Raw genomic sequence first — 24582 nt, 5'->3', positions numbered from 1 at the left:
AGCCGATGACTTGGCGTAGCCTGTAAGTGTATTTCCATATACCCAAATTGAAGATTTAGGCCCTTGAACAAGCACCAACCTAGCCCTGTGATCGCTGCCGGTGCGCTGCGACCACGCGATCCGCGTCTCGACTTCTTTCGTGGCATCGCCATGTTCATCATTTTCGTGTCCCATACACCGGGTAACACGTGGACACTCTGGATTCCTGCCCGATTTGGTTTTTCCGATGCTACAGAAATATTCGTTTTCTGTTCCGGCATGGCCTCTGCAATTGCCTTTGGCAAAATCTTTGAGGACCGAGGCTGGTGGATGGGAACCGCTCGCGTTTCCTTTCGGGTCTGGCAAGTCTATTGGGCCCACGTCACACTGCTTCTGTTTCTCGCGGGGTGGCTCGCCTTTTTGCAAATTCATGGCATGGTTGAACGCGACTATGTTGGCGGTCTGAATCTCTGGCACTTGTTTGAAGATCCGATCTTCAACATTCCGGGCATCTTGACGCTCACCTACGTGCCGAACTACTTCGACATTCTGCCCATGTATCTGGTCATACTGGCCCTCATGCCGGTAATGCTCTTGGCCTACAAAACTGGCGGACGCACCGCCGTTGCCGGTCTGGCAATCGCTTTATGGTTGGCTGCAAACTTCCGTTATCTGGACTTGCCAGCGGAACCTTGGTCTGACCGTCGATGGTTCTTCAATCCTTTCGGCTGGCAGCTTCTGTTTTTTACTGGATTTGCCTTGATGCGTGGCTGGATTCCTCGCCCGCCCGTAAAAAAGTCGCTTCTTGTTGTAGCGGCCATTATCGTGCTGGCGTCTGTGCCGTTCTCGTACTTCCGCGTGTTTCAGGTTGCGCCGGTGTTCCTTGAGATGGCACGGGACATCAAGGTTCTGACCGCTAAAACCGAGTTCGGCATTTTCCGCTACCTGCACTTCCTGGCTTTGGCGTATCTGGCGTGGACCGCAGTAGGTGAAGGCGGCAAATACCTGCTTTCTTCAGGCCTCTGGGGTAAGGTCGTGACTGTTATTCAGAAGGTCGGCCAGCAATCACTTGCCGTTTTCCTCGCCAGCCTCGTGATTGCGCAGACTTTGGCAATCGTTCGAAACGAAGTCCTGGGTGGAAAGACAGCCCTGACGGAACTCTTTATCAATCTAGCAGGCTTTGCAGGCCTCATTGCCGTAGCCTACACGGTGAGTTGGTACAAGAAGCATCCGTGGCGGGCGCCTGCGCACAACGCGAAGTAGGCCACACGCTATCCGACAAGCAATACAAAGGCCCTGCTTTGCTGCCTACCGTGGCAAGACAGCAGGGTCTGTTGCTGTGAGCTCGCGAGTAGCCAAAGCGCCGTCTTCCAAGAAAAGAAACTCCTTTGGCGCCTGCCTTTCTTCCGGTAGGCGCCAAAAACCATAGTGATCGGCGACCTGCCCCAGATATGGCAGTGAAGTCATCACCGTGAACGGAATAACCATCAGCGGTCCAGCGACAAGCGGCGCAAACAGCCACCACATGCTCAACGGAAATAGGCTCGCCCACCATAGCCCCAAGCACCCGAACACGAATTGCGGCCAGTATTTGCGGATCGCCATTTCCCAGCTCACACCTTTTGGCAGGCGTTCCTGACGCCGCCACCCTACCTTCGCGCCCATGAACAGCATGGCAATGAAGAGCGTGTGGGTGATTGCCATGATTGGCGCCAGCAAAACTGTGAAGAGGATCTCGCATATGGCACTGACAAAGATGCGCAGCGTTCCGCCAAATCCCGCACGCCGTTGGCTGCTAAGCAGCACATAAGCGAGCGACGACAGCTTCGGAGAAAACACCATGGTCATCACCGTCAAGAACAACGGGAAGCCGTAGTTGGCATCAAACTGAATTGCGCCTGGATCGGCCAGCAATGAGGCATAGACTGATACGCCAATGAAAGCCATCCACGCCACTGAGCCAACAAACATCAGAATTGCGAGCACCAACTGAATGCGGCTGATGAAATGCAGTCCCGGCGTTGCAAGCAGTTTCAGATACTGCAGATTGCCGTGGCACCAGCGCAAATCGCGCCTAACAAACTCGATGAGGTTAGGTGGGTTTTCCTCGTAGCTGCCATCTTCAACAGGCCAGACGCGGACTTCAAACCCTGCGCGGCGCATGAAAGCGGCCTCGACCTGATCGTGGCTCAGGATATGACCCGAAAGAGGCCCTTTTCCAGAGAGCTGGGGCAGCATGCAGTGCTCCCGAAAGGGCAGCAACCGCAGGATTGCGTTGTGTCCCCAGTAGGGGCCCGTATCTGCCTGCCACCAAGCTGCAGCCAAGGTGTAGGAGCGCATGCCCAAGCGCATGCCCCACTGAAACACGCGGGCAAACAGCGCCTTGCTGGGAAGTCCCACTGCTAGGGTCTGCAAGATGCCAAGTTGCGGGTTTGCTTCCATCTTCCGCACGAGAGCAACCAGCGTTTCGGCTGAGAGATAGCTGTCAGCATCCAGTGTGATGCCATAGGTATGGCTTGCACCCCACCGCGCGCAAAAGTCCGCAATGTTTCCGGACTTGTAACCCACATTGTTCTCGCGACGGCGGTAAATGACCTCGACTTCGTGTTGCCAACGCGCCCTCAGTGCGGAAAAGGCCTGTTCTTCCTCCTGAGCAATTTCGGCGTCGTTGGTATCGCTCAAAACATACAGCTGAAAGCCGTCTAGGGCCTTCAGGCTGGCCAACCCGGAGAGCATGGCGTCAAGTTTGCGCTCGACCTCACCAACGTTCTCATTGCGAATGCAGGAGAGCAGCGCTGTCGCTCGCTTGGGGAGCGGGTCCCTGTCGTTGTCCGGGTCGAGAGGGCACGTCAGTGCTGCTGCATCTCGCGAAAACAGCATGATGGCGAGCCCGATGATGGCGTGCCAAAACCCAACCACCAACCATGGAAGTGTGATCGAAAAGAAGATCAGCAACAGTACCTTAAGGAAGTTGAAGCCCCCAGGTGACAAAGCAAGCACCATAAGGCTCACCAGCCCAATCAAGCTGAGGATCACTAAAAGGCCAAAAGAAATACGACGATACGTCAACGCAGGCGAAGAACTGAGATGCACAGTCAAACTTCCTCGATTGAGAGCGGGAGAGAAAACTCCATCTGCTGTGTTAGGTCTTTATTCGACCGACGATTCCCTGTTTATTGGAGATGTCGATCTTATATGATGTTTCTATAGTTTGGCTTTCTTAGGTTTCTCTAGGGTATATTTTTGAAAAACCAATGGCACAGAAAGTGCGTTCATGGCAACGACAGCGCAAGCTCTTTGGTATACGGCACCGCAAACAATTGAGATTAGGGAGGAATTTCTCTCTAAACCAAAGGAACCTGAAGTGCGCGTCATGACACTTTTTAGTGGCATAAGCCGCGGCACAGAAGCTTTGGTGTTCTCTGGCGCTGTTCCACCCTCCGAATTTTTTAGGATGCGGGCACCCCATCAACACGGGGAGTTTCCGTTCCCGGTCAAGTATGGCTACAGCACCGTGGTGCGCCGCGAAACAGACGACCGGCTCTGCTTCGCGCTTCATCCGCATCAAGATGCCTTCAACATTGACCCGAAAGATCTCGTGGAGCTGCCCAATGGGCTTGATCCGCAGCGTGCCATTTTGGCTGCGAACATGGAAACCGCGTTAAATGCCATTTGGGATGGGGGCGTTTTGCCAGCCCATCGTGTTTGCGTGGTCGGCGCCGGTACCCTCGGCTGCCTGATTGGTTACCTGTGTGCGCGCATTCCTGAAGTGGACGTAACCTTGATCGACCCTCAGCCGAATCGACGTGAGATTGCAGAACAGCTTGGGTGCACGTTTTCGCAGACGCCGCCCCCTGCGACCGAATTTGATATTGTCTTTCATTGCAGCGCGACACCAGAGGGCCTCGACACAGCCTTTGCCCTTGCCCGCCATGAAGGGCGAGTGATTGAAGTTTCCTGGTACGGCAACCGCCAAGTTGGCATCGGCCTTGGCGGCGGGTTTCATTCCAAGCGGTTGCAGCTGATCAGTTCTCAAGTTGGCACCGTCGCGCCCTCGATGCGGCAAAGCCACACACACCGCCAACGTCTGGAGGCCGCTCTGCGCCTACTGCGCGATCCTGCTTTGGATTGCTTGTTGGCGCGCGCAATTCCTTTCAAACAAGCCGCAGAAGCGCTTCCCGAGATTTTTACAGGGAAGCAATCCGGCCTTTGCCAACCCCTTTCCTACTGAGCCCGCAGGAGACACACGCCATGTATTCAGTTGAAGTGAAGAACCGCATCATGATCGCGCACAGTTTGCCGCGAGAGGTCTTTGGAAAAGCGCAAGGGCTTCACGGCGCCACCTATGGTGTTTCGGTGTCCTTTTTCGCCGAAAAGCTAGATGAAAACGGGCTCGTGGTCGACATGGGGCGCGCAATGGAAGTTCTGGATAGCGTTCTGGAGCCAATCAACTACCAAAATCTTGATGACTTGCCGCAGTTTCAAGGACTTGTCACAACAACCGAATACATGTGCGGCTACATTTTCCAGCGCGTTTGTGATGCAGTCTACTTGCACAAGCTGGCGCGCGGCCCGGAAGAGCTTGACCGTATCCGTGTCACCCTAACAGAATCTGATGTGGCAAGCGCCAGCTTCGAAGCTCCGCTAACCGCTTCCGAAGTGCATAATGAGTAAAAATCGCAGGCTAAGCTTCGTCATACCCGGCAATCTGGAGCGCCCTACCGGCGGATATCGTTATGATCGACGTATCATCAGCGAGCTGAGACAGCTTGGCTGGACAGTGGACGTGGTGAGCCTTTCGGACGAGTTCCCACTGTGTGGCGGCATTGCCAGACTGGATGCCCAAGCGCAATTTCGCGCCTTTCCTGATGGCGAGCTTGTTGTTTGTGACGGGTTGGCGTTCGGCGTCCTGCCAGAAGTCGCAAAAGAGCAAAAAGACCGTCTGAAACTTGTCGCACTGGTGCATCACCCTTTGTTCAAAGAGGATGGGCTGTCTGAAGATGTTTCGGCAGCTTTCTTCCAGCGCGAACGTGAGGCGCTTCAATATGTGAGCAGGATCATTACCACCAGCCCGGCAACACTGGTGCAGCTCCGCGAAGAGTTTGACCTGCCCGCTGCGCTCATGCGGTCCATTTTGCCCGGAACCGAGCGCCTCCTCGACGTTGCGCCGACGGGCGCAGAGCAGCACGGCACTGATGTGGTTCGCATACTCAGCGTTGGCTCCATCATCCCGAGAAAGGGGCAGGATGTTCTTGTCTGCGCGCTTGCACAGCTCAAGGAGCTGAAATGGCATTTGGATTTGGTCGGCGATACGCGTTGCGATCTTGCCTACGCAGCGCAACTCAAACAGATAATCGAAAGGGAGGGGCTGGAGAAACGCGTTACATTGCATGGCGCCGTATCAGAAACTGCCCTTGCCCAGATATACGCGCATGCTGATGTGTTTGCACTTGCCAGTTACTACGAGGGATATGGCATGGCATTCGCTGAAGCGTTGATGACCGGCCTTCCTATCATCGCGAGTGGTCGCGGGGCTGTTCGAGATACAGTTCCAGAAAAAGCAGCGTTGTTTTGCAAAGAAGCTGACGTGGAAAGCTTTGGTCAAGCTCTGTCTCTTATGATAAACGACCCGTCTACGCGCAAGGTTACTGCAAAATACTCGGCGGAGGCCGGTCGCAATCTACCCACGTGGCCAACGCAGGGCGCATTGTTCTCTAACACGCTGGAGGCGCTTTTATGACAGCCTTTGCTGCCGATTGGCTGGATTTAAGACGAGAAGCTGATCGCTCCGCACGAGACACAAAGATTGAAAAGATCTTTCTGGACTACCTTGAAGGGGTGCGAGAGGGAAGCTCACCGGTTCGACTGGTCGATATAGCAACGGGTACCGGCGCTAATCTTGCGTTACTCTACGACAAGTTGGAGGGGCCTCAGCACTGGACCCTGCTGGATCACGACCAAGATCTGCTCAATGAAATTCGCCCCCCGAACACACCCAGCGAAATTACAATCGTGCCGCAGTTGGCCGATCTCAGCGCTCAGCGTTCTTTCGCGCATTTCGATGGCGCGCACGGCATTGTCACGACAGCATTTTTGGATCTGGTGAGCCGCAATTGGGTGACGCGATTTGTGAAGGCGGTAGCAGATGGGCGGCAGCCCTTTTTAGCAACGCTCACCTACAACGGCGAAGTATCCTTTTCGCATCCACATCGCCACGATGGGGTAATCATGGATGCGGTGAACATGCATCAAAAGACCGACAAGGGATTTGGTCTGGCATTGGGCCCCGCAGCTGCGCAAGTGTGTGCCCAAGTTTTCCGAGATGCTGGGTATGAGGTTCACACTGCCCCCTCTAACTGGGTTTTGGGCAACAGATACAGCAGTTTGCTGCGTGACCTCATTCGTGGCTGGGCACAGGCGGCGGTGGAGATTGGCATTCCAAAGGCGCTGGCAGACGACTGGAAACAGGAACGGCTGTCTCTCAGCCAAAATTCCTCAGCGCAAGTGACCGTTGGGCATACGGATTTTGTTGCACTGCCTTGTGACTAGTGAGGCAGCTCTTGCTTTAAATCCAAATCCAGCAGCCAATCCGTCCCCAGCTGGTGCATTGCAGCCATTGGCCGATGAGCCTCTGACAACTTGTTAAGTGGGGGCAACTGAATACCCGTTGGCCCGGCACCAATGATAAGCGGCGCGACCATCACATGAAGACGGTCCAGCAAACCGCAGTCGATAAACCTGGACACCGTGCACGCGCCCCCCTCAATCAGTATTCTCTTGAAGTCGGAAAGAGCTTCCGCAATAGCATGACAGCATAGGCGGCCATCATCTGCCTCTGGAAGGCGGCGCACTTCCACATGGGCTGGCAAGTCCAGCGTCACGCGATCGCGGGTTAGAACAATTGTTGGCGCGGCCTCATCGTGTAAAAGGCGGGCATCTTTTGGGATGCGCCCGTTTGGGTCAATAATCACACGGCTTGCGCTATCACCCGGCACCCTGCGCACCGTGAGCTGCGGGTTATCCGCAACAACGGTGCCCACGCCGACAACCACGGCATCGCACAGCGCCCGCAAGCAATGTAGATGATCGAGCGCTTCCTGACAGTTGATGTAAAAGGAGTCGCCAGTAGCTGTGGCGATCCGGCCATCTATTGACTGACCAAGCTGGCCAACGAAAGTTTGTCTCTCAGGTGCGCACAAGGGTGAGAATGCCTGCACATAGCCTTCGGCGTCGGGCGCGGCTCCGCGTTTCCAAGCATCAAGAACAGCTTGCCATTCAGCGCAGTTCATCAAGCCGGCGATTGTCTTGGGCACCGACGGTTCAATATTCATCGCTCGTTCCCTTGATAAACCTGAATACACAAGTCCAATGACGTTACGATACCGTAGTGGTATATGATCATGCAATTACTGTCGAGTTTCATAAACCCGGTAGATCAGTAGCCACTCAATATCAGGGGAGCCAAATGCAGCCACCACAGGTTTATTCTGTTACAGCACGGGCGTTTCATTGGATCACTGCTGCGGGTATGCTTACCATGGTGCCCGCGGGCATTGTGATGATCAACATTGGGCCGGGAAATCTGCAAAACACCTTGTTCGACTACCACCGTTCCATGGGTGTTGTGCTGTTTGTAATCACCGCGATGCGCCTGCTTTATCGATACAAGGTACCTCCGCCGCCGCTTCCCTCCTCCATAGCGATCTGGCAGCGTACTCTTGCCCATGCCACCCAATGGTTTTTGTATATGGTGCTTCTTGTCAGTCCGCTGCTGGGCTGGGTTGCCACGTCAGCGTTCGGTGCGCCGATATCGGTGTTCAATCTGTTTATACTGCCGCCAATTGTGGCCAAGGATCAGGCTCTGGCGGAGATCTTGTTCTCATTCCACACGGCACTAGGCATCATGGTGTCCGTTGCAATCGTCCTGCACATTGCAGGCGCGCTCTACCACAAGTATGTGTTGAAAGACGGCGTATTTGAGCGCATGACCACTGGCACTGGTGCCGTTAAGAACACACCCGCATCACCCAGTTGAACGCTTCGGAAGTGCTCGCCGCTTCCTCAACTGGTGGCAAAGTGGGCTGGTTTACAAGGTAGACCGGCAGCCCGCCGTTACGCGCCGCTTCAATCTTGGCATAAGCTGCGGAGCCCCCGCTGTTTTTGGCAAGAAGGCATTGAATGCCATAGGCCGTTAGAAGCTCGGCCTCTTGCTGAACCGAACAGCTTGGATACCCCAAAACAGTCTCCCCCGTGAACGGCATTGAGCCTTGGGTTGGTGCCTCAACCATGCGCGTGAGCAGCCAAAGGTCCGGCCGCGCTTGAAGAAGCTGAAGCTCTTTCCGGCCGATGGCCGCGAAAACGCGCGCTGCCTGCGGCAGAGCTGCAACGGCCTTTTCAAGCTGGTCAAAGCACCGCCAGTCATCACCGGGCTTCTTTTGCCAAGCAGGCCGCCTCACCCGAAGCAGCGGAACCTGCGCCAGATCGGCGGCCTTCACCGCGTTGGCGCTTATCACCCGCGCAAATGGATGCGTTGCATCAACGATGCAGGTGATCTGCTCCAGCCGTAGGAACTCTGCAAGGCCTTCCGCTCCCCCAAAGCCGCCGCGCCGAACGGGCACCGCATAAGACTTCGGTTTGCTGGTCACGCCTGCCAAGGAAGCGATCACCTCCAGACCGTCAACCTCCGCCAGTTTCTCGGCGAGCACGCGGGCATCCCGGGTGCCTGCAAGAAGGAGCAGTCTGTTTTTACCAGTCTTCATGGAGCGTCATCCCAACCGGCAAAGCCCAACCGAGTGCCGTCCCGGTCCACCACAATGACTTCCACGCTCACATGGTCACTGCGCAAAACGTGATGCACCGCCCGCTTTGCCTGACGCGCAATCACAGCGCCTAACTCAACACCATTTTGATGCGCAAAGTCGCTGACTTCCTTTACCGTGTTGGCATCCTGCGTCCGGGCCACCAGCTCCGCAGAGGCCCCAGATGCAGCGATCAGCTGCGCCAGCGCTCGAAAATCCACCTGACTGCGTGCAGAATGCAGATCAAGCGCGCCTTGGGCCAGCTTGGTCAGCTTGGCAACGCCGCCCGCAAGGCTGAGCCGTTCCACCGGATGATGGCGCAAATACTTGAGCAGCCCGCCAGCAAAGTCTCCCATGTCCAGATAAGCGCTTTCGGGCAAAGCAGGATAGATTGAACGCAGAACATTTTCTGAAGTGGCACCTGTCGCGGCTGCAACATGGGTCAGGCCTTGGGCCCGAGCGACATCCACGCCACGATGGATTGAGGCAATCCACGCTGCGCAGGAGAACGGTCGCACAATACCCGTCGTGCCAAGGACAGAGAGGCCACCAACAATCCCCAAGCGACCATTGAGCGTCTTTTCCGCCAAGAGCTCGCCGCCGGGAATGGAGATTTCCACCTCCACATCTGCCGAAACGCCAGCCGCAGCGGCCACCTCTTGAAGCGCCTCACTGATAATCTGCCTTGGCTTTGGATTAATCGCAGGTTCACCCGGAGGGAGCGGCAGGCCCGGCTTGGTGATGGTGCCCACCCCTTTGCCAGCTTTAAAACTGACGCCCGCGCCAAATGAGGCTTTGCGCACACTGGCAATCACCAGTGCCCCGTGGGTGACATCGGGATCATCCCCCGCATCCTTGACAATTCCGCAGGAGGCTTGATCGGGTTGCAATGCTTCCTCTGCCAGAGGGAAAGCGGGCGTTTCTCCCCGCGGCAGCGTGATCACCACCGGATCCAGAAACTCACCATGGAGCAAAGCATGATAGGCCGACTTAGCCGCTGCTGCCGCGCAGGCACCGGTTGTCCATCCTCGCCGCAATGTCTTGGGCCCGTGCTCTGCCATCTTCCCCTTAGAAAAACAGGTGTCTGTGCGTTTATGCTAGTTGGCTAAAAGTGACGCAAGGTCTAATCTTCCACGCATGAACAGCGAGACCCCGCTCCCCCTGCCCAGCTACGAGTTTCCAGAGTTTCAGCATGGCACTGTTTGGCTCACGGGTGCTGGACCGGGTGATCCTGGCCTGTTGTCGCTGTTGGCGCTCCATGCGCTCAGGCATGCGGACGTCATCGTATATGACGCATTGGTGGACGAGCGCATTCTCTCCTTCGCAAGACCGGGAACCATGGCGGAGTACGCTGGGAAACGCGGCGGCAAGCCCTCCCCCCAACAGCGCGACATTTCCTTGCGACTGATCGAGCTTGCCCGTGCAGGCAAACGCGTTTTGCGCCTTAAAGGCGGAGATCCATTTGTGTTTGGTCGTGGAGGTGAGGAAGCCCTAACGCTGGTAGGGGCGGGTATTCAGTTTCGGATTGTGCCTGGCATTACCGCCGGTGTTGGCGGTTTGGCCTATGCAGGCATTCCAACCACCCACCGGGATGTGAACCAAACCGTTACATTCCTGACTGGGCACGACCAGACGGGGCTCACCCCTGACGCCATTGACTGGACCTCGCTTGCAAAAAGCTCTCCGGTCATCGTGATGTACATGGCGATGAAACACTTGCAGGCTATATCTCAGAAGTTGCTAGCAGCCGGTCGACACCCGGACGAACCTGTGGCCTTGGTCAGCAATGCCACGCTGAACACACAGCAGGTTCTGGAGACGACCCTTGCTAACTGCAAGCGAGATGCCGACGCCCACGACCTCAAGCCGCCGGCACTGGTGGTGATTGGTGACGTGGTACGGCTTCGCGCTGGACTTGACTGGCTGGGTCAAGCCCATGGACGCATTCTTTGTGAAGACCCTCTGGGGCTTCGCAGCACTTTTGAGGCAAGCAAGAAGGCTTAGCATCCCATGACCATCGCTCGCGGTTTTGTTGTCGCTGCCCCCTCCTCTGGCGCAGGCAAGACGACCATCACCCTGGCTCTGTTGCGCGCATTTCGTGACCGAGGCGTTTCCGTTGTTTCCGCCAAGTCTGGCCCGGACTACATCGATCCGGCATTTCACAGCGCCGCTTCCGGTGCAGAGTGCATCAACCTGGATGCGTGGGGCATGACGCCGGTGCGCATTTCTTCGCTGGTTGCTCAACACACCCATGGCAAGGAACTGCTGATCGTTGAAGCTGCGATGGGTTTGTTTGATGGCGCGGCAGACGACACAGGTTCTGCTGCTGACCTAGCCGCGCAGCTCGGCCTGCCAGTGGTGCTGGTCGTCGACTGTGCCAAGCAGGCCCAATCAGTTGCAGCGCTCGTGCATGGCTTCTGCACCTTCCGAAAGTCTCCGAAAATTGCGGGGGTCATACTTAATCGGGTTGGCTCCCCGCGCCATGCAACACTCCTACGCCGGGCATTGCAGATCAACTCCGTGCCTGTGCTCGGTGTTGTCTACCGGGATGCAGAAATCAAACTGGAAGACCGTCACCTTGGCCTCGTTCAGGCGCAGGAACGGACTGATCTTGAGGATTTTCTCGTCGCAGCGGGGCGGGTTGCAGAGGAACAGATGGACCTTTCAGTTCTTCAACGCATTGGCCGCCCGCTTTGCATTCCAGAGCAGGAACACAAGAAGGCCAGCGTTTCAAACAAGCTTGCGCCCTTGGGGCAGCGCATTGCCGTTGCTCATGATCTCGCCTTTGCTTTCAGCTATCCGCACATGTTGCAGGACTGGCAGGATTTGGGCGCGGAAATACAGCTATTCTCCCCTTTGAACAACGAGGGCCCGGCAGCGGACGCCGATGCGGTTTTCCTGCCCGGCGGTTATCCGGAACTGCATCTGGAGACACTTTCACAAGCGGCTGAATTCAAAGCCAAAATGACTGCTGCAAAAGACCGCAATGCCCTGATTTACGGCGAGTGCGGCGGCTACATGGTTCTGGGAGACGCTGTAACAGGTGCTGATGGCATCAGCCATCCCATGCTTGGGTTCCTGCCGCTTGAAACAAGCTTTGCTGAACGCAAGCTGCATCTTGGCTATCGCAGGCTGCACCTGCTGCCTGCTGCTGATGCGCTGTTGCCATGGAAAACACATCTGTCTGCCCACGAGTTTCACTATGCCACTATTTTGCGTGAAGGAGAGGCCGCCCCTCTGTTTTCTTCTGCCGACTCTGAGCGTCATCCACTTGGAAACATCGGGCTTGTCAGAAACCGTGTTGCAGGGTCCTTCGCGCATGTGATCAGCGAGCGCGGGGCCGACTGGTAGTCGGCAAGCCACTGGCAACAAAGCCAGCTCAGCCCTCAGCGACCTTGCGCTTTGGGCGGAGCACATGCACATGCTCGGCGTCATATAGCGCGCTGTCCCTGAAGTCCTGCGCCTTGCTTAGAGCCGGGCCGACGAAGATCAGGGCCGTTCGGGTAATCTTCTGTTTGCGGACCTGGTCCCGGATGGTGGCCAGTGTACCGCGCACGAAGGTTTCGTCTGGCCAGCCCACGCGATAGGCCACGACCACCGGGCAGTCCTCACCATAAAGCGGGGACAGTGTACGCTGAATTTCCGAGATGTTCCTGATACTTAGATGGATCGCAAGCGTTGCGCCGCTTCTCCCGAGCGTCTCCAGATCCTCCCCCTCAGGCATGCCTGAGGATTTCATGGAGGTGCGCGTGACAATCACCGTCTGCGCGACCTCTGGAAGTGTGAGCTCGGTTTTCAGTGCTGCCGCTGCTGCCGCAAATGCCGGAACGCCGGGCACGACTTCATAGGGGATGTTCAACTGATCCAAACGGCGCATCTGCTCCGCCGTCGCGCCATAGATTGACGGGTCTCCCGAATGTACGCGCGCTACATCTTTTTTTTGCGCATGGGCCTCCACAATGTGCGCAATGATTTCATCCAGTGTCAGTGAAGCTGTGTCGATCACCAGCGCATCAGGCGGGGCTGCAGCCACGATTGCCGCTGGCACCAAAGACCCGGCATAGAGGTTTACTGGACATTGCTTGATGAGCCGCAGCCCCTTTACCGTGATGAGATCAGGATCACCGGGCCCTGCGCCGATAAAGTAAACCGTCACACCGCATCCTCCGAGTTCGGCAGCTTGCCCGCATCAATCTTTTTTGAATAGCCCCGTGGCGTGTAGACAAAGTCTCTGGACACACCATCTCCGCCTCTACGGGTCTGACTGCTTCCCACCAGCACCGTTGTGAGCATGTCGACGTCATCGACCTCAAGTGCTCCGAGGGTGGTCGTGATGATCTTCTCTTCCGTGCGGCCAATGTTGGCGCCCAAAACGACAGGCGTATCCGCTGGTCGATGCTTCAACAGAACATCTTTGGCATAGGCGAGCTGGGTTCGACGCCGCTTTGACACCGGATTGTAAAAACCGATTGTGAAGTCGGCGAGGGCGGCCCCTTCGATACGCTGTACGATGGTTTCCCAAGGCGTCAGCAAATCCGATAGGGAAATGGCGCAGAAATCATGGCCGAGCGGTGCACCACAGCGGTTGCTGAGTGCGACCATGGCAGATACACCGGGCGAAGATGTGACCTCAACCCGCCGCGCGGCATCACTAACTCCGCCGTTTTTCTCTTCACGATCAATAAGTTCGTAGACCAGTGCTCCCATAGCGTAGATGCCACTATCTCCGGAGCATACCAACGCGACTGTCTTTCCCGCCGCTGCCCTTTCCAAAGCAAAACGCACCCGGTCTTCTTCTGCACCAAGCGGAAATGCGTAACGCGTTTTGCTGGTGATGAGCGATGCGACCAAGTCAAGGTAGAGGCTGTAACCCACTACTTCTTCCGCTTCTTGCAGGAACCTGCTGACTTCCGGCGTGCGCCACTCCTCGCAGCCGGGGCCAATCCCTACAACCAAAAGGCGGCCTCGGGCGCGACCGAAGCTGTTTGGGTCCAATGTCTCTGGGGCTTCAGCGATGGCGACCGTGGCATTTGCAGATTTGCGCTTCGCTACAACAAGGCGGCCTTCTGTTCCAACAGCGGCCAGTGCGGCCCCTTCGCAAACACCCGGCACCCCCACTTCATCCCGCACCACGTCGGAGGGATTTTGCAAACGCCCTGCCTGAGCCAGCAGTTCCTCCTTCGAAAAGACACGGAATGGCTTGCCGTAGTGGGCGGCCAATTGGTTCATGGCCGGTTCGTCGGCCTTTAGGTCCAGACTGGTAAAGGCGGCAACGGCTCCGATAGCAATTCCTGCCTCTTTCAAAGTGTCATCAACCAGCTTTTTCAGTTCATCAAAGCTGCAACCGCGGGCACTTCCAAGCCCCACCACATGAGTTTTCCTATGATACACAAGGGTTTGAGGCGTCGCTACGCACGGTGCACTACCAACTATGATGCTGAGATCCGCATTGCTGCTGAACGCAATCGCGCTGTCCGCCAGCCAGTCAGCTTCGCCTTCAAGGCGCGTCGCCTGTCCTGCCAGAAGTTTCGCCATGAAGCCCTTGGCATGTTGTGGGTTGGCCAGCTCCCATCCCGGAGGTGGTTCATCCAGTGCAACGCCCAGCGCAGTTTCACCAGCGGTGGTGATGGCGGCATGCCCGCCCGTGAGACCCGCAATTGTGCGCGCTAACCGATTGGCACCCCTGTGGCCGCCAAGAAGCGGAACAACGCTGGCACCATCTTCGGAGACGGCAAGTACGGGCGGCTCCTCGGCTTTTTGGCCCAAAACAGGCGCAAGCAAGCGGATTAAAATGCCTGAAGCACACACACCGATAATGGGAGTGCCCGCTGCGAACAGAGTACGCAGGTGCTTGCCCACATCGCTGAACTCCATGCTCGCAATCCCCTTGGTCGGGCTGCATTTTTCAGCAAGGATATGGAGCTGTGCTCCGGTCAAACTCGCCTGAATTTTTTGGGCGCATTTGAGACCGATCGGATTGATCAGGACGATTGCCGGGGAAGCATCCACGCCTCTTCTCCCTTATAAACCAACACCATAGAGAAATAGGGTGCATTGTCTTCGTCTTGCTCAGTCAACGGCATCACCTTTTGCTCAGCAAGGCTGGCACGTTCTACATAACCGGCATGATCGACCAGATTGTTCTTTTCCAGCAACGCTTTAATTCTGCTCAGATGACGTCCTACCTTCATGATAGCGAGCGAACTGCTGTTCAGCAGGTGTTGTTCCAACTCTTCATCCGAAAGCGTTGCGGGCAAGACCGTGAGGGTGTCGTTGCGGGCAGACAGCGGGCGTCCCAAAGCGGCTGCGCATGCGGTGACCGAGGAAACGCCCGGCACCACAACAACCTGAAACTCAGCGCTAAGGCGTTCATACAAATACATGAAGGAGCCAAACAGGAATGGGTCTCCCTCACACAAAACCACCACATCTCTGCCCCCGCGAAGCACCTCGCTGATTTGCGCTGAGGCCCTGTCATAGACCTCCCTTGCTGGGACGCGATCTGCACGCATGGGCATTTCAATCGGTATTTCCATTGTGTTTTCAGCAATGTAGCCTTCAGCGATTGCGCGTGCGAAGCTAGGCGCGCCCTCCGCTTTCGGGTAGGCGATGACGCGGGCCTGCGTGATAAGGCGATGGGCTTTCAGGGTGACGAGCTCCGGGTCACCGGGCCCGAGGCCGACGCCATAAAGGGTTCCGCTCATGCCTTCACCATGCTCCATTGTGTAACTTGCATCATTGGCTTCCAGCCTGAGAAAGCACCGACCGGCGCTATTCTTGAAACTGCCATTCGGGTCAGGTCACCGCCGTACTTCTGCCAAGACGCCATAAGCACGGCCTCCCCCTCCAAGGTTACAGCATTGGCAACCAAACGCCCGCCAGACTTCAGCCTTTCATGGCAGGTTTGCACCATGCCAGGCGCTGTGAGGCCACCGCCAATAAAGATTGCGTCTGGGTCGGGAAGGTCGGAAAGTCCTTCTGGCGCAGTAACTTGACGGAGATCGAGCTGAGGAACGCCCAAGCTGGCGGCGTTTGCCATCATCATCATGGCACGTTGGTCATTCGGCTCGATGGCGATGGCCTTTGTATTGTGTGCTGCACGCAACCACTCAATGGCGACAGAGCCACAGCCCGCACCAACATCCCACAGCAATTGTCCCGGAATTACACATAGTTTTGAAAGGGTTACGGACCGGACTTCCCGCTTTGTCAGTTTGCCATCATGACGAAACGCCTCATCTGGAAGACCCGGTGTGCGCGGTCGTAGCGGTGTGTTGGCAATCGGCAAGACTTCAATTGCAACTGTGTTCAGATCGCCAACCTGCATGTTGAACTGTTCCGCCTCTCCTCCGATCACCCGCTCTCCGGGAGATCCCAAATTTTCGAGCACTATCAATCTGCTAGCGCCATACCCTTCATCAGCAAGAATGTCGGCGATCTGGTTCGGTGTGGTGCCGTCGCTGGTCAGGGCCAAGATTTTTGCGCCCGGATAAAGGAACAGTCGAAGGGTATCCAGGGGGCGGCCGTGCAAGCTGATGGTCTCCACCTTCTGCAGGGGCCAGCCCATACGGGCCGCGGCAAGTGCGAAAGCAGAAAGACCGGGCAGGAGGATAACTTCTTCGCGCGCAAACCGAGACAGCAGCGTGGACCCCGCGCCAAACCACATGGGGTCACCCGAGGCCAGCACCACAACCGAACGGCCTCGCAAGGCCTCAAGCTCTTCAAAACTCTTGGAAAATGGTGAAGGCCAAACTCGCCGCTCCCCCATGCCCGAGGGGGTCAGCACGTGATGGCGCTCTCCGCCGTAAATAACATCGGCCTGGCGCAATGCAGCCTTTGCGAGAGGGGATAACCCGTCCTCGCCGTCTTCACCAATGCCGATGATGGTGAGCCAAGGGGCGCTGAGTGCTTCAGCCATCTTCTTCCTCGCGCAGGCCTGCAGCCAAGCCATTTACAGCGGCGGCTGCCAAGGCCGAGCCCCCTTTTCGGCCTTTGAGTGTTAAAAACGGAAGGCCCATTTCCTGCTCAATCAAGGCCTGTTTGGATTCACTTGCCCCCACGAAGCCAACGGGAAACCCGAGGATTACTGCGGGTTTCGGCCATCCCTCCTCCAATAAATCCAACAAATGGAACAAGGCGGTCGGCGCATTACCAATGGCGACGACGGCTCCTTCCAGATGGTCTTTCCAAAGCTCGACTGCGGCAGCTGATCGGGTGTTGCAGATCCGCTCGGCAAGCTCTGGCACACGCGGATCAGACAAGGTGCACAACACCTTGTTTTCTTTAGGTAAATGACGACGGATAACGCCGTGAGCCACCATCTCCACATCCGTGAGAATTGGCGCACCTGCCACCAGCGCGGCTGCAGCACGCTGCGCCACATCCGGGGAGGCCTCCAGATCCTTCACAATCTCCAGCATGCCACAGGCATGAACCAACCGGATAGCCGTTTTGTGGAGGCTCTCCGGGAGGTGATCCAGTTGCGTTTCCCGACGCACGATTTTGAAAGAATCCCGGTATATTTGCGTTGGATCGCTCACATAGGTGCGCTTGCCAGACCCGGCCATGCTACCGCGGGCCCTTCAACATGGATTTCGGCCCCAATGGGTGGTCCCGATGGGGATAAGGGTGATGGTGATGCCCGTGATCGTGGCTGTGATCATGGCCGTGGTGGTGGTCGTGATCGTGTGCATGGTGATGATGATGACCGTGCCCATCTCCGTGAGGATGTCCGTGCCCTTGAGCATGATCGTGACCATGGCCATGGCCGACCTTGTCGGCGCCCTTCCTGTCACAGGCACCTGTGCAGATTTCATCACAGAGCTTGCACTCAGCCTCTTCCCCCAGACCTTCCACGTGGTGGTGATGGCTTTCCTGAGGCTGGCCGATTTCTGCCTCAAAGCCCAGTACCTGCTCACGGTACTTGCAGAGCTGGCAGTTCATGGTGTTCTTGCCTTCAAGAATCTCCATGACCCGCTCCTGCATGGTATCGATGACCAGCGGATGATCGTTCAGGTATCCGGCCTTCAGAAACTCGATCTCCGGATAGCGGTCGGCAACTTCATCTGTGTAGTTGTAGATGCGCTGCACCAAAACGCCGTTGAAAAGGAAATACGGGAACACGACGATGCGCTTGTAGCCAAGCTTGACGGCGTGCTCCAAAGCAGGCTCCACCAGCGGGAACGTAACGCCAGAATAAGCTGTTTCCGCCCAACCAAAGCCCATGCCCTCCCATAACAGACGGGTGATCTTTGCGACATTGGAGTTGGCATCCGGGTCAGAAGCTCCACGGCCAACGACGACCAAGAGGGTTTCTTCGCGCGGAACTTCGGTTTCTGCGGTTTCCAGCGCCTCGGTAACACGCGCCCCTGCGGCACGAACCATACGGGTGTCCACGGCGAGTTCACGGCCATATTCGATCGTGATTTCAGGGTGTTGCGCCTGATAGGTATTCAAGACGGAGGGAATGTCGTTCTTGGCATGACCAGCAGCAAACAACATGCCGGGCACAGCCAGAATGCGCGTGGCGCCTGCCTGACGCAGATTGTCCAGCCCGCTGTGAATGACCGGGTTGGCAAACTCCAGATAGCCATAGTCAACAGGCCAATCAGTGAAGCGTGTGCGCAAACCCTCGGCCAGCCGTGCAAACTCGCCCACAGCGGCGCGATTGCGACTGCCATGACCGCAGATCATCACACCAATTTTCGCGTCGGTCTTGGCCATCATGCCTTCTCCGCCACATCTGCGTCGGCGGCTTCAGCGTCTTGAGGCTGTTGCTGTTCCTCGGTTTTCTTCTTCTTGGTCTTCATTGCAATGGCCGCCACAAGACCGGCCAGAACAAGGGCACCAACGCCAACCCAATGACTGTGGCCCGCAAGTTCCCCCAGATGTCCGGGGTGAGCAAGGGCTGAGGAAGCAGAAAAGCATGAGGCCAGAATGGCACCACAAAGAAATCTCATAGTTTCTCCCCGAATTGGCAAGGCTGGATAGGGGCCCGCTGATCCAATGGAGACGCCAGAGTGATTGTTCGAAAAAGATCTGGGAACGCACGCCAAGGCCAGCGCACGCAGCTCAGACAGCTCTGGCGTTGGCCCCCGAGGTGGGTCGGCCGCAATCAGATTCTCTTTCAGTCCATCACGGGACGCCGTCCTTCAAAGGTTACGCTAGTGGAGATTGGTTAAGCAGGCAAGGAACAATTCTTGCCATATCCGGTGAGGATACTGCCCCCCGGATTTCTTTAAGCAGCTTACAAGAATGCTGCTATAGTCATGACAATTCAAAGCATTGCGCAGCGCTGCTGCACCAATCTGCTGGGAGGTAATTTATGACAAAGGAATTGATCCTCACCATTATCGCTGATGATCGCCCCGGCCTGGTGGGCCTGCTATCCGGCAAAATCGCAAATCATGGAGCAAGCTGGATCGACAGCTCCCTGTCGCGGCTGGGAGGGCACTTTGCCGGCATCCTGCGCGTTGCGGTGGCTGGCGACAAAGAAAAGGCGCTGATCGACGATATTGCGTCACTCGCCGACCAAGGGCTCACCATCACATTTCACGATGCGACGGCAGGAACAAAGCCTGACGGAACACATGCGGTGGTCTCGCTGATCGGGCAGGAACAGCCCGGCATGGTGAGCCGGGTTTCGGCGGTGTTTGCGGAACTTGGCGTGAACATTGAGACGCTGGAATCCATTGTGGAGCCCGGCTCCATGAGTGGAGAGCTGATGTTCAAGGCTACGGCTGAGGTCATCCTGCCGCCCCACGTCGATGCGGGACAGCTTTCCTCTGCGCTGGAGAACATTGCCGGTGATCTCATGATCGAGATTTCACTGGAGCCAACAGCCTGAGCCGAATTCAGGCCAGATTTTGCAGGATCCAGTCTCGCATAAAGTGGATGGGTCACCGGGACTCAGAAATACATGGTCTGTAAAGTGCTTATCCTAATCGTTGGCTCAGCTTCTTAAACCTGCAAACTAGTCGGCAAGCTCTAGCTGTCGATTTGGTTTTTGTGTTGTAGAAAAATCCGGAATTGCCCGCTCTAGGGCAATTCTTAGGGGTTCATATTCTTGATAGGTCTCAATATCAATCTGCGATATGGCAGTTCTATCTCCACGCCAACTGGTGTTGACGGACCTAAAGTGACAGACGTAAGCGGCATCGGCAAACTTCCAAAAGCGTGTGTATATTGGATGAAGCCAAGCGTTATACTTCGGCTCAGGACGCACGGCATGCACTTTGAATTGCAGGCCAATTGGTATTTTGGATGGCTTTGCTACCCACTTCCTGTGAGTTTTAGTTGGCGGCTTTTTCGTCCAACGAAACAAATGGTGCCTGCGTTTGGATAAATCCGTCAAACTCGTGATTGCAACGTCAGTTACCGGCTCAATCCAAATACCAGCGATTAGGCAATAACCAAGCGCGCTATCTTTCACCTTGTCGAAAATGCTGATGTCATCTTCGCAGACGATCAATTCATCAATATCGCATGATAGGTACCCTTCCGACGCATATGCATATTGCCAACGCACATACTGCCACAAAGATTGCTGTAAAAACTTGTAATCGGAAACTTTAGGAGGTCCGTATTTTAGCGGAGTGTGAACGACCTCGACCTCGAGGTCCAAATTCAAAGCAAGCAATGCGGAGTGTACGCACGCAGCGTGTTCAGGAGTGGAACTGTTCTCAAAAATGACAACTGCATTTGCACCATGATTGACAACGTGAAAGCGCACCCAGTCTTCAATCCACCGTACCGGCGTGTCTTTACACAATGTTGCAATGACACGACGTCCTCTAAAACGGTTGCATTCGTTGGATTGCACATCAAGTTTGACACGCTTTCCGTTCATCTCTACTTCGATGCGCTCTAAATCCTCTCCCTCTGGGACGGGAACCCATATCTCATAGGATCTACTTAAGTATCGATGTTTGGCCCTGATACGTTTGTCATAAAGATAGAACTTAGCTTTCTTTAGCACGCTTTCGAAGCCGTAGGGTGGTGGTCCAATAAAAACGACATGTTTTCTATCCACAGAGCGAAAAACTGCATAAAACAATGTTGTTCTATCACAGTCGTCAATGAATTCTTCATATGCTTTTTTTGGAACGTCAGGTATTACGCGCTCTAGATTAAAAGTAGACAAGGCTACCACACTATCTCTAAGCGTCTTTAACATTGGATACCGTTTTTCTATGAGAATCTCAGGGGCACGAGACCCCAGTGAATAAAATTGTATGAGAGATAAAGGCAAACTAAACTTTAATTCAAGCGCCCGTTGACAGACATAACAACTTCCGGATTTGGCAATGCCCAAATTAAATACAAGCCAGAATTTGTCGACACTGTATGTCGGCGCATTTGCGATGCGCCAAACAAGTCGAATTTTCCAACTCGCTTTAAAATCTATTCATCAGAAAGTCTAGAAGCCCCTTCAAATTGCCTGAGCCGAATTCAGGCTTGGGCGCACAAAATTTATCGTGACTGAACCTGTTTCTGCAGCAAATTGAGGCGGTTGTCTCTGGTGCTTGAATGTGCCCGTGGGCTACTGTATTGCCCACTAAGCACAATAAAACGAAGGACACCTCATGACCGGCTCCCCCAGCACGGTGCGCGCCTTGCGCGGCCATGTCTTGCAGTTCAGCGGCGATCCCTTTACCGACGCCCCCGAGGCCGCAATTACCGACTGGTCTGACGGCCTTGTGGTGATTGTTGACGGCATTATTCATAGTGTTGTCCAAGCCGAAGACATGATCTCTGCCCTGCCAGAAGGAGCAGTTATCGAAGACTATCGCGGCAAGTTCATCCTGCCCGGCTTCATCGACTGCCATGCCCATTATCCGCAGTCGGAGGTCATTTCTTCCTACGGCACACAGCTTATCGAGTGGCTGAACAAATACACCTTCCCGGCTGAATCCAAGTTTCACGACAAGGACTATGCCCTGAACGCCGCAGAGGTCTACCTCAACGAGAGCTTCAGAAACGGCATCACCAGTGCATCGGTTTACTGCACGGTGCATCCTGAATCTGCCGAAGCGCTGTTTGAACGCGCGTCCGCGTATGACATGCGGATTGTGGCGGGCAAGGTGCTGATGGACCGGCACGCCCCTGATACGCTGCGGGATACTGCACAAAAGGGCTACGACGATTCCAAAAAACTGATCGAGACCTGGCATGGCAAGGGCCGCGCCCTCTACTCGATCACGCCGCGGTTTGCACCGACCTCTACCCCCGAGCAGCTGGAAGCGGCGGGCGTACTTTGGAAAGAGCATCCGGGCACACTGGTGCAGACCCACACTTCAGAAAACCTGAAGGAAATTGCGTGGGTGAAGGAACTCTACCCAGAACATCCCGACTATGTTGGGGTTTATGAGCACTACGGCCTGCTGGGCAAAGGCAGCGTACTGGGGCACGGCATTCATTTGAATGACCGGGAGCGCGCGATCATCAGCGAGACCGGCACGGCAGTGGCCCATTGCCCAACCTCCAACACCTTCATTGGCTCAGGGCTCTTTGATGTTGAAGAAGCCCACTTTGGCAAGCTGCCGTTCCGTGTTGGCCTTGCGACGGATGTTGGCGGCGGGTCCAGCTTCTCCATGCTGTCCACCATGCGCACGGCCTATGAGATTGCCCAGTTGCGCGGCTACTCCCTGCACCCGGCGCAGGCCTACTATCTGGCAACGGTGGGTTCAGCCAAAACGCTCTATCTGGAAGACAAGATCGGCAACATTTTGCCGGGCCTTGAGGCGGACATCACCATTGTGGATCCGCAGTCCACACCACTCATCCAGCATCGCATGAGCTATGCCAACGACCTGACAGAAGCGCTGTTCATCCAGATGATTCTGGGCGATGACCGCGCGATTGAAGCAACCTACGTGGGTGGCAAAAAAGTCTACCAAAAACCGTCATGACGGTTTTTGAATGCTGACGCAGGTTGCTGCACAGCGAAAAAATCCGATTTGCGCATAAAAAAGCGTCGGGGGTGATGCAATCCCCGACGCTTTTTTCTCGTTCCAGCGCTTACTTGCCGAGCACAATGCCTTCACGGCGCGGGTCAGCGCCACCCTGCAATCCGTCCTCGGTCAACACGATGGCATGAAGACCAGAGTTCAGATCACGCAGATTGACCTTGAAGCCGAGCGCTTCCAACTGCGGCGCCAGTTCTTCGGCAGCGGTGCCTTGCTCAAAGTCATAGGTGCCAAAGCGGTTCAGCGCATGGGGCATCTCTATGGCCTGTTGCACGTTCAAGCCCCAGTCCACATGGGCGATGATGGTCTTGGCCACATAGCCGATGATGCGGCTGCCGCCTGGCGAACCGATGACCATGTATGGCTCCCCATCCTGCATGACGATGGTCGGCGACATGGAGGAGCGTGGCCGCTTGCCCGGCTCAACCCGGTTTGCAATCGGGACACCATCCTGATGAGTGCGGAAGGAGAAATCCGTCAGCTGGTTGTTGAGGATGAACCCACCGGCCATAAGCCGGGAACCAAACCCGTTCTCGACAGAAGATGTCATGGAAACAGCGTTGCCTTCGCCATCCACAATGGAAAAGTGGGTGGTGGAAGGAAGTTCAATGCTTTCATCATCTGCCAGAAGCAAGGCGTGATCCCAACTTGGCGTGCCCGGCATCACCTCGTTGTCTGGCAGAGCGCTGTCACGATCCAGCAGTTCTGCCCGCTGAGCAAGATAGGCCGGATCCACCAATCCCTTTGACGGGACAGGCACAAAATCGCTGTCGGCCATGTAACGACCACGGTCGGCGAATGCGAGACGAGACGCATCGCCAATGATGCGCCAGGCCTCTGGATCAGACGGATCAAGATTGGAAAAGTCGAAGGTGTTGACCATTCCAAGGATCTGGCCAACCGTGAGCGCGCCAGAAGACGGTGGCCCCATGCCGCACACTTCATAGGCCCGATATTCCGCGCAGACCGGGGCACGCTCCTTGACCTGATAGGTTGCAAAGTCTTCCAGCGAAAGCAGACCCGGATTGCCTTCCGCGTTCTGGACAGTCTCAACGATGGTTGCTGCAATTGGGCCGGAATAGAACGCGTCCGCCCCGCCTTCAGCTATTGCGGTGAGCGTTTGCGCATATTCCGGGTTCTTCAACAATGTGCCCACCTCAAGCGGCGCGCCACCGGGTAGAAAGTAATCTCGGGTTTCCTCAAAGCGGCTCAAGCGCTCCTGATCGCGGGTGATCAATGCATTGAGACGCGCAGAAACCTCAAAGCCTTCGGTGGCGAGCTTGATGGCTGGCGCAACAAGATCGGCCCAAGGCAGCTTGCCATATTGCTGGTGGCTGTCAAAAAGAAGGCGCACTGTGCCCGGCGTGCCAACCGAACGCCCACCTACCACGGCATCATAAAAACGAAGTGGTTCCCCTTCTTCCGTTTGGAAGAGCTGCGGGGTCGCGGCACGCGGCGCGGTTTCGCGGCCATCAAAAGTGGTCAGGCGTTTGTTTTCACCATCAAAATAGACCAGAAAACCGCCGCCGCCGATGCCGGAAGACTGAGGCTCAACCAAGCCCAGAACCAACTGAACAGCGACCATGGCGTCAATGGCGTTGCCACCGGCGGCGAGCACATCATAGCCAGCCTGAACCGCATAGGGGTTGGCAGCTGCGACCATGAACTCGTCTGCCCGAACCAAGGGCTTTTCAGTGGTGCCACTGGCGGCTTCCGGCGCAACAGCATCTGCTGCTTGCTGCGCATTGAGGCCAGATGTGGCCGTAAAACCAAGCGCCGTCGCAACGGACAAAGCTAGAATGAGTTTCTTCAAAATATTCTCCCCCTCTTGGACTTTT

Annotated in this window: 23 protein-coding genes; 10 read left to right on the top strand and 13 right to left on the bottom strand. The window is 55.9% G+C overall.

Annotated features, from left to right (window positions below; all coding sequences use genetic code 11):
- The first annotated feature begins 63 nt into the window (after positions 1-63).
- Positions 64-1242 (top strand): OpgC family protein, encoded by a 1179-nt coding sequence (locus tag PUV47_RS08245; protein ID WP_274218042.1) that lies wholly within the window; start codon positions 64-66, stop codon positions 1240-1242.
- A gap of 45 nt (positions 1243-1287) precedes the next feature.
- Here PUV47_RS08245 and mdoH read toward each other — a convergent pair whose 3' ends face one another.
- Positions 1288-3072 (bottom strand): glucans biosynthesis glucosyltransferase MdoH, encoded by a 1785-nt coding sequence (gene mdoH / locus PUV47_RS08240; protein WP_274218041.1) that lies wholly within the window; start codon positions 3070-3072, stop codon positions 1288-1290.
- A gap of 280 nt (positions 3073-3352) precedes the next feature.
- Here mdoH and PUV47_RS08235 point away from each other — a divergent pair, with 280 nt between their 5' ends.
- From PUV47_RS08235 to PUV47_RS08220, 4 genes are read left to right on the top strand one after another with little or no spacing between them, the layout of a single operon-like run.
- Positions 3353-4210, top strand: a complete 858-nt coding sequence (locus PUV47_RS08235) for a zinc-dependent alcohol dehydrogenase (protein ID WP_274218040.1) — start codon at positions 3353-3355, stop codon at positions 4208-4210.
- A gap of 20 nt (positions 4211-4230) precedes the next feature.
- Positions 4231-4653 carry a 6-pyruvoyl trahydropterin synthase family protein gene (locus PUV47_RS08230; RefSeq protein ID WP_274218039.1) on the top strand — a complete coding sequence of 141 codons (423 nt, stop codon included), beginning with the start codon at positions 4231-4233 and terminating at the stop codon, positions 4651-4653.
- Positions 4646-5719: a glycosyltransferase family 4 protein gene (locus PUV47_RS08225; RefSeq protein WP_274218038.1), complete on the top strand. Its 1074-nt coding sequence runs from the start codon at positions 4646-4648 to the stop codon at positions 5717-5719. The genes PUV47_RS08230 and PUV47_RS08225 overlap by 8 nt, the downstream gene beginning before the upstream one ends.
- Entirely contained in the window at positions 5716-6528 is an 813-nt protein-coding gene (locus tag PUV47_RS08220; protein WP_274218037.1) for a glycosyl transferase family 1, read from the top strand. The genes PUV47_RS08225 and PUV47_RS08220 overlap by 4 nt, the downstream gene beginning before the upstream one ends.
- On the opposite strand, the gene PUV47_RS08215 is transcribed toward PUV47_RS08220, so the two are convergent.
- Positions 6525-7310 (bottom strand): RibD family protein, encoded by a 786-nt coding sequence (locus PUV47_RS08215; RefSeq protein WP_274218036.1) that lies wholly within the window; start codon positions 7308-7310, stop codon positions 6525-6527. The genes PUV47_RS08220 and PUV47_RS08215 overlap by 4 nt on opposite strands.
- Positions 7311-7444: 134 nt before the next feature.
- On the opposite strand from PUV47_RS08215, the gene PUV47_RS08210 reads away from it, so the two are divergent.
- Positions 7445-8014 (top strand): cytochrome b, encoded by a 570-nt coding sequence (locus PUV47_RS08210; protein ID WP_274218035.1) that lies wholly within the window; start codon positions 7445-7447, stop codon positions 8012-8014.
- On the opposite strand, the gene PUV47_RS08205 is transcribed toward PUV47_RS08210, so the two are convergent.
- Positions 7986-8738, bottom strand: coding sequence for a cobalt-precorrin-6A reductase (locus PUV47_RS08205; protein ID WP_274218034.1), 753 nt, complete (start codon positions 8736-8738; stop codon positions 7986-7988). The genes PUV47_RS08210 and PUV47_RS08205 overlap by 29 nt on opposite strands.
- Positions 8735-9838 carry a cobalt-precorrin-5B (C(1))-methyltransferase gene (locus tag PUV47_RS08200; protein ID WP_274218033.1) on the bottom strand — a complete coding sequence of 368 codons (1104 nt, stop codon included), beginning with the start codon at positions 9836-9838 and terminating at the stop codon, positions 8735-8737. The genes PUV47_RS08205 and PUV47_RS08200 overlap by 4 nt, the downstream gene beginning before the upstream one ends.
- Before the next feature lie 76 nt (positions 9839-9914).
- On the opposite strand from PUV47_RS08200, the gene cobA reads away from it, so the two are divergent.
- A complete protein-coding gene (gene cobA, locus PUV47_RS08195; RefSeq protein ID WP_274218032.1) occupies positions 9915-10781 on the top strand; it encodes a uroporphyrinogen-III C-methyltransferase in 867 nt (288 codons plus the stop codon).
- Positions 10782-10787: 6 nt separating this feature from the next.
- Positions 10788-12128 (top strand): cobyrinate a,c-diamide synthase, encoded by a 1341-nt coding sequence (locus PUV47_RS08190; RefSeq protein WP_274218031.1) that lies wholly within the window; start codon positions 10788-10790, stop codon positions 12126-12128.
- Positions 12129-12156: 28 nt separating this feature from the next.
- Here the strand turns inward: PUV47_RS08190 and cobM are convergent, their stop codons facing one another.
- Genes cobM through PUV47_RS08155 form a run of 7 tightly spaced genes read right to left on the bottom strand, consistent with a single transcriptional unit; the run spans position 12157 to position 18736 of the window.
- Positions 12157-12933 (bottom strand): precorrin-4 C(11)-methyltransferase, encoded by a 777-nt coding sequence (gene cobM, locus PUV47_RS08185; RefSeq protein ID WP_274218030.1) that lies wholly within the window; start codon positions 12931-12933, stop codon positions 12157-12159.
- A complete protein-coding gene (gene cobJ / locus PUV47_RS08180; RefSeq protein ID WP_274218029.1) occupies positions 12930-14786 on the bottom strand; it encodes a precorrin-3B C(17)-methyltransferase in 1857 nt (618 codons plus the stop codon). Before cobJ ends, cobM begins: the two co-directional genes overlap by 4 nt.
- Positions 14759-15481, bottom strand: coding sequence for a precorrin-2 C(20)-methyltransferase (gene cobI, locus PUV47_RS08175; RefSeq protein WP_274218028.1), 723 nt, complete (start codon positions 15479-15481; stop codon positions 14759-14761). The genes cobJ and cobI overlap by 28 nt, the downstream gene beginning before the upstream one ends.
- Entirely contained in the window at positions 15478-16695 is a 1218-nt protein-coding gene (gene cbiE / locus PUV47_RS08170; RefSeq protein ID WP_274218027.1) for a precorrin-6y C5,15-methyltransferase (decarboxylating) subunit CbiE, read from the bottom strand. Before cbiE ends, cobI begins: the two co-directional genes overlap by 4 nt.
- Positions 16688-17344: a precorrin-8X methylmutase gene (locus PUV47_RS08165; protein ID WP_274218026.1), complete on the bottom strand. Its 657-nt coding sequence runs from the start codon at positions 17342-17344 to the stop codon at positions 16688-16690. The genes cbiE and PUV47_RS08165 overlap by 8 nt, the downstream gene beginning before the upstream one ends.
- A 1-nt stretch (position 17345) precedes the next feature.
- Positions 17346-18503, bottom strand: a complete 1158-nt coding sequence (locus PUV47_RS08160) for a sirohydrochlorin chelatase (RefSeq protein ID WP_274218025.1) — start codon at positions 18501-18503, stop codon at positions 17346-17348.
- Positions 18500-18736, bottom strand: coding sequence for a DUF6732 family protein (locus PUV47_RS08155; protein ID WP_274218024.1), 237 nt, complete (start codon positions 18734-18736; stop codon positions 18500-18502). The genes PUV47_RS08160 and PUV47_RS08155 overlap by 4 nt, the downstream gene beginning before the upstream one ends.
- Before the next feature lie 365 nt (positions 18737-19101).
- Here PUV47_RS08155 and PUV47_RS08150 point away from each other — a divergent pair, with 365 nt between their 5' ends.
- A complete protein-coding gene (locus tag PUV47_RS08150) occupies positions 19102-19623 on the top strand; it encodes a glycine cleavage system protein R (protein ID WP_274218023.1) in 522 nt (173 codons plus the stop codon).
- A 126-nt stretch (positions 19624-19749) separates the two neighbouring features.
- Here the strand turns inward: PUV47_RS08150 and PUV47_RS08145 are convergent, their stop codons facing one another.
- Complete coding sequence (locus PUV47_RS08145; RefSeq protein WP_274218022.1) at positions 19750-20952, bottom strand: hypothetical protein; 1203 nt, start codon at positions 20950-20952, stop codon at positions 19750-19752.
- Between the two features lie 409 nt (positions 20953-21361).
- On the opposite strand from PUV47_RS08145, the gene guaD reads away from it, so the two are divergent.
- Positions 21362-22687 (top strand): guanine deaminase, encoded by a 1326-nt coding sequence (gene guaD / locus PUV47_RS08140; RefSeq protein WP_274218021.1) that lies wholly within the window; start codon positions 21362-21364, stop codon positions 22685-22687.
- A 109-nt stretch (positions 22688-22796) separates the two neighbouring features.
- Here the strand turns inward: guaD and ggt are convergent, their stop codons facing one another.
- Complete coding sequence (ggt, locus tag PUV47_RS08135) at positions 22797-24557, bottom strand: gamma-glutamyltransferase (protein WP_425313743.1); 1761 nt, start codon at positions 24555-24557, stop codon at positions 22797-22799.
- Between the last annotated feature and the right edge of the window lie 25 nt (positions 24558-24582).

Origin of the sequence: Pseudovibrio exalbescens (assembly GCF_028737195.1) — a bacterium.
Classification (GTDB): domain Bacteria; phylum Pseudomonadota; class Alphaproteobacteria; order Rhizobiales; family Stappiaceae; genus Pseudovibrio; species Pseudovibrio zosterae.
The sequence above is the reverse complement of the archived record's forward strand: the minus strand, read 5'-3'. Positions and strand labels throughout refer to the sequence as shown.

Excerpts from the sequence above, each read along its gene's own strand:
- PUV47_RS08220 (WP_274218037.1), top strand. The coding sequence starts at position 5,716 with ATGACAGCCTTTGCTGCCGATTGGCTGGATTTAAGACGAGAAGCTGAT.
- PUV47_RS08165 (WP_274218026.1), bottom strand. The coding sequence starts at position 17,344 with ATGGCCGGGTCTGGCAAGCGCACCTATGTGAGCGATCCAACGCAAATA.
- cobI (WP_274218028.1), bottom strand. The coding sequence starts at position 15,481 with ATGAGCGGAACCCTTTATGGCGTCGGCCTCGGGCCCGGTGACCCGGAG.
- PUV47_RS08190 (WP_274218031.1), top strand. The coding sequence starts at position 10,788 with ATGACCATCGCTCGCGGTTTTGTTGTCGCTGCCCCCTCCTCTGGCGCA.
- PUV47_RS08200 (WP_274218033.1), bottom strand. The coding sequence starts at position 9,838 with ATGGCAGAGCACGGGCCCAAGACATTGCGGCGAGGATGGACAACCGGT.
- cobA (WP_274218032.1), top strand. The coding sequence starts at position 9,915 with ATGAACAGCGAGACCCCGCTCCCCCTGCCCAGCTACGAGTTTCCAGAG.
- PUV47_RS08155 (WP_274218024.1), bottom strand. The coding sequence starts at position 18,736 with ATGAGATTTCTTTGTGGTGCCATTCTGGCCTCATGCTTTTCTGCTTCC.
- PUV47_RS08205 (WP_274218034.1), bottom strand. The coding sequence starts at position 8,738 with ATGAAGACTGGTAAAAACAGACTGCTCCTTCTTGCAGGCACCCGGGAT.
- PUV47_RS08160 (WP_274218025.1), bottom strand. The coding sequence starts at position 18,503 with ATGATGGCCAAGACCGACGCGAAAATTGGTGTGATGATCTGCGGTCAT.
- guaD (WP_274218021.1), top strand. The coding sequence starts at position 21,362 with ATGACCGGCTCCCCCAGCACGGTGCGCGCCTTGCGCGGCCATGTCTTG.
- PUV47_RS08145 (WP_274218022.1), bottom strand. The coding sequence starts at position 20,952 with ATGTTAAAGACGCTTAGAGATAGTGTGGTAGCCTTGTCTACTTTTAAT.
- cbiE (WP_274218027.1), bottom strand. The coding sequence starts at position 16,695 with ATGGCTGAAGCACTCAGCGCCCCTTGGCTCACCATCATCGGCATTGGT.
- PUV47_RS08210 (WP_274218035.1), top strand. The coding sequence starts at position 7,445 with ATGCAGCCACCACAGGTTTATTCTGTTACAGCACGGGCGTTTCATTGG.
- PUV47_RS08235 (WP_274218040.1), top strand. The coding sequence starts at position 3,353 with ATGACACTTTTTAGTGGCATAAGCCGCGGCACAGAAGCTTTGGTGTTC.
- PUV47_RS08215 (WP_274218036.1), bottom strand. The coding sequence starts at position 7,310 with ATGAATATTGAACCGTCGGTGCCCAAGACAATCGCCGGCTTGATGAAC.
- PUV47_RS08225 (WP_274218038.1), top strand. The coding sequence starts at position 4,646 with ATGAGTAAAAATCGCAGGCTAAGCTTCGTCATACCCGGCAATCTGGAG.
- PUV47_RS08230 (WP_274218039.1), top strand. The coding sequence starts at position 4,231 with ATGTATTCAGTTGAAGTGAAGAACCGCATCATGATCGCGCACAGTTTG.
- PUV47_RS08150 (WP_274218023.1), top strand. The coding sequence starts at position 19,102 with ATGACAAAGGAATTGATCCTCACCATTATCGCTGATGATCGCCCCGGC.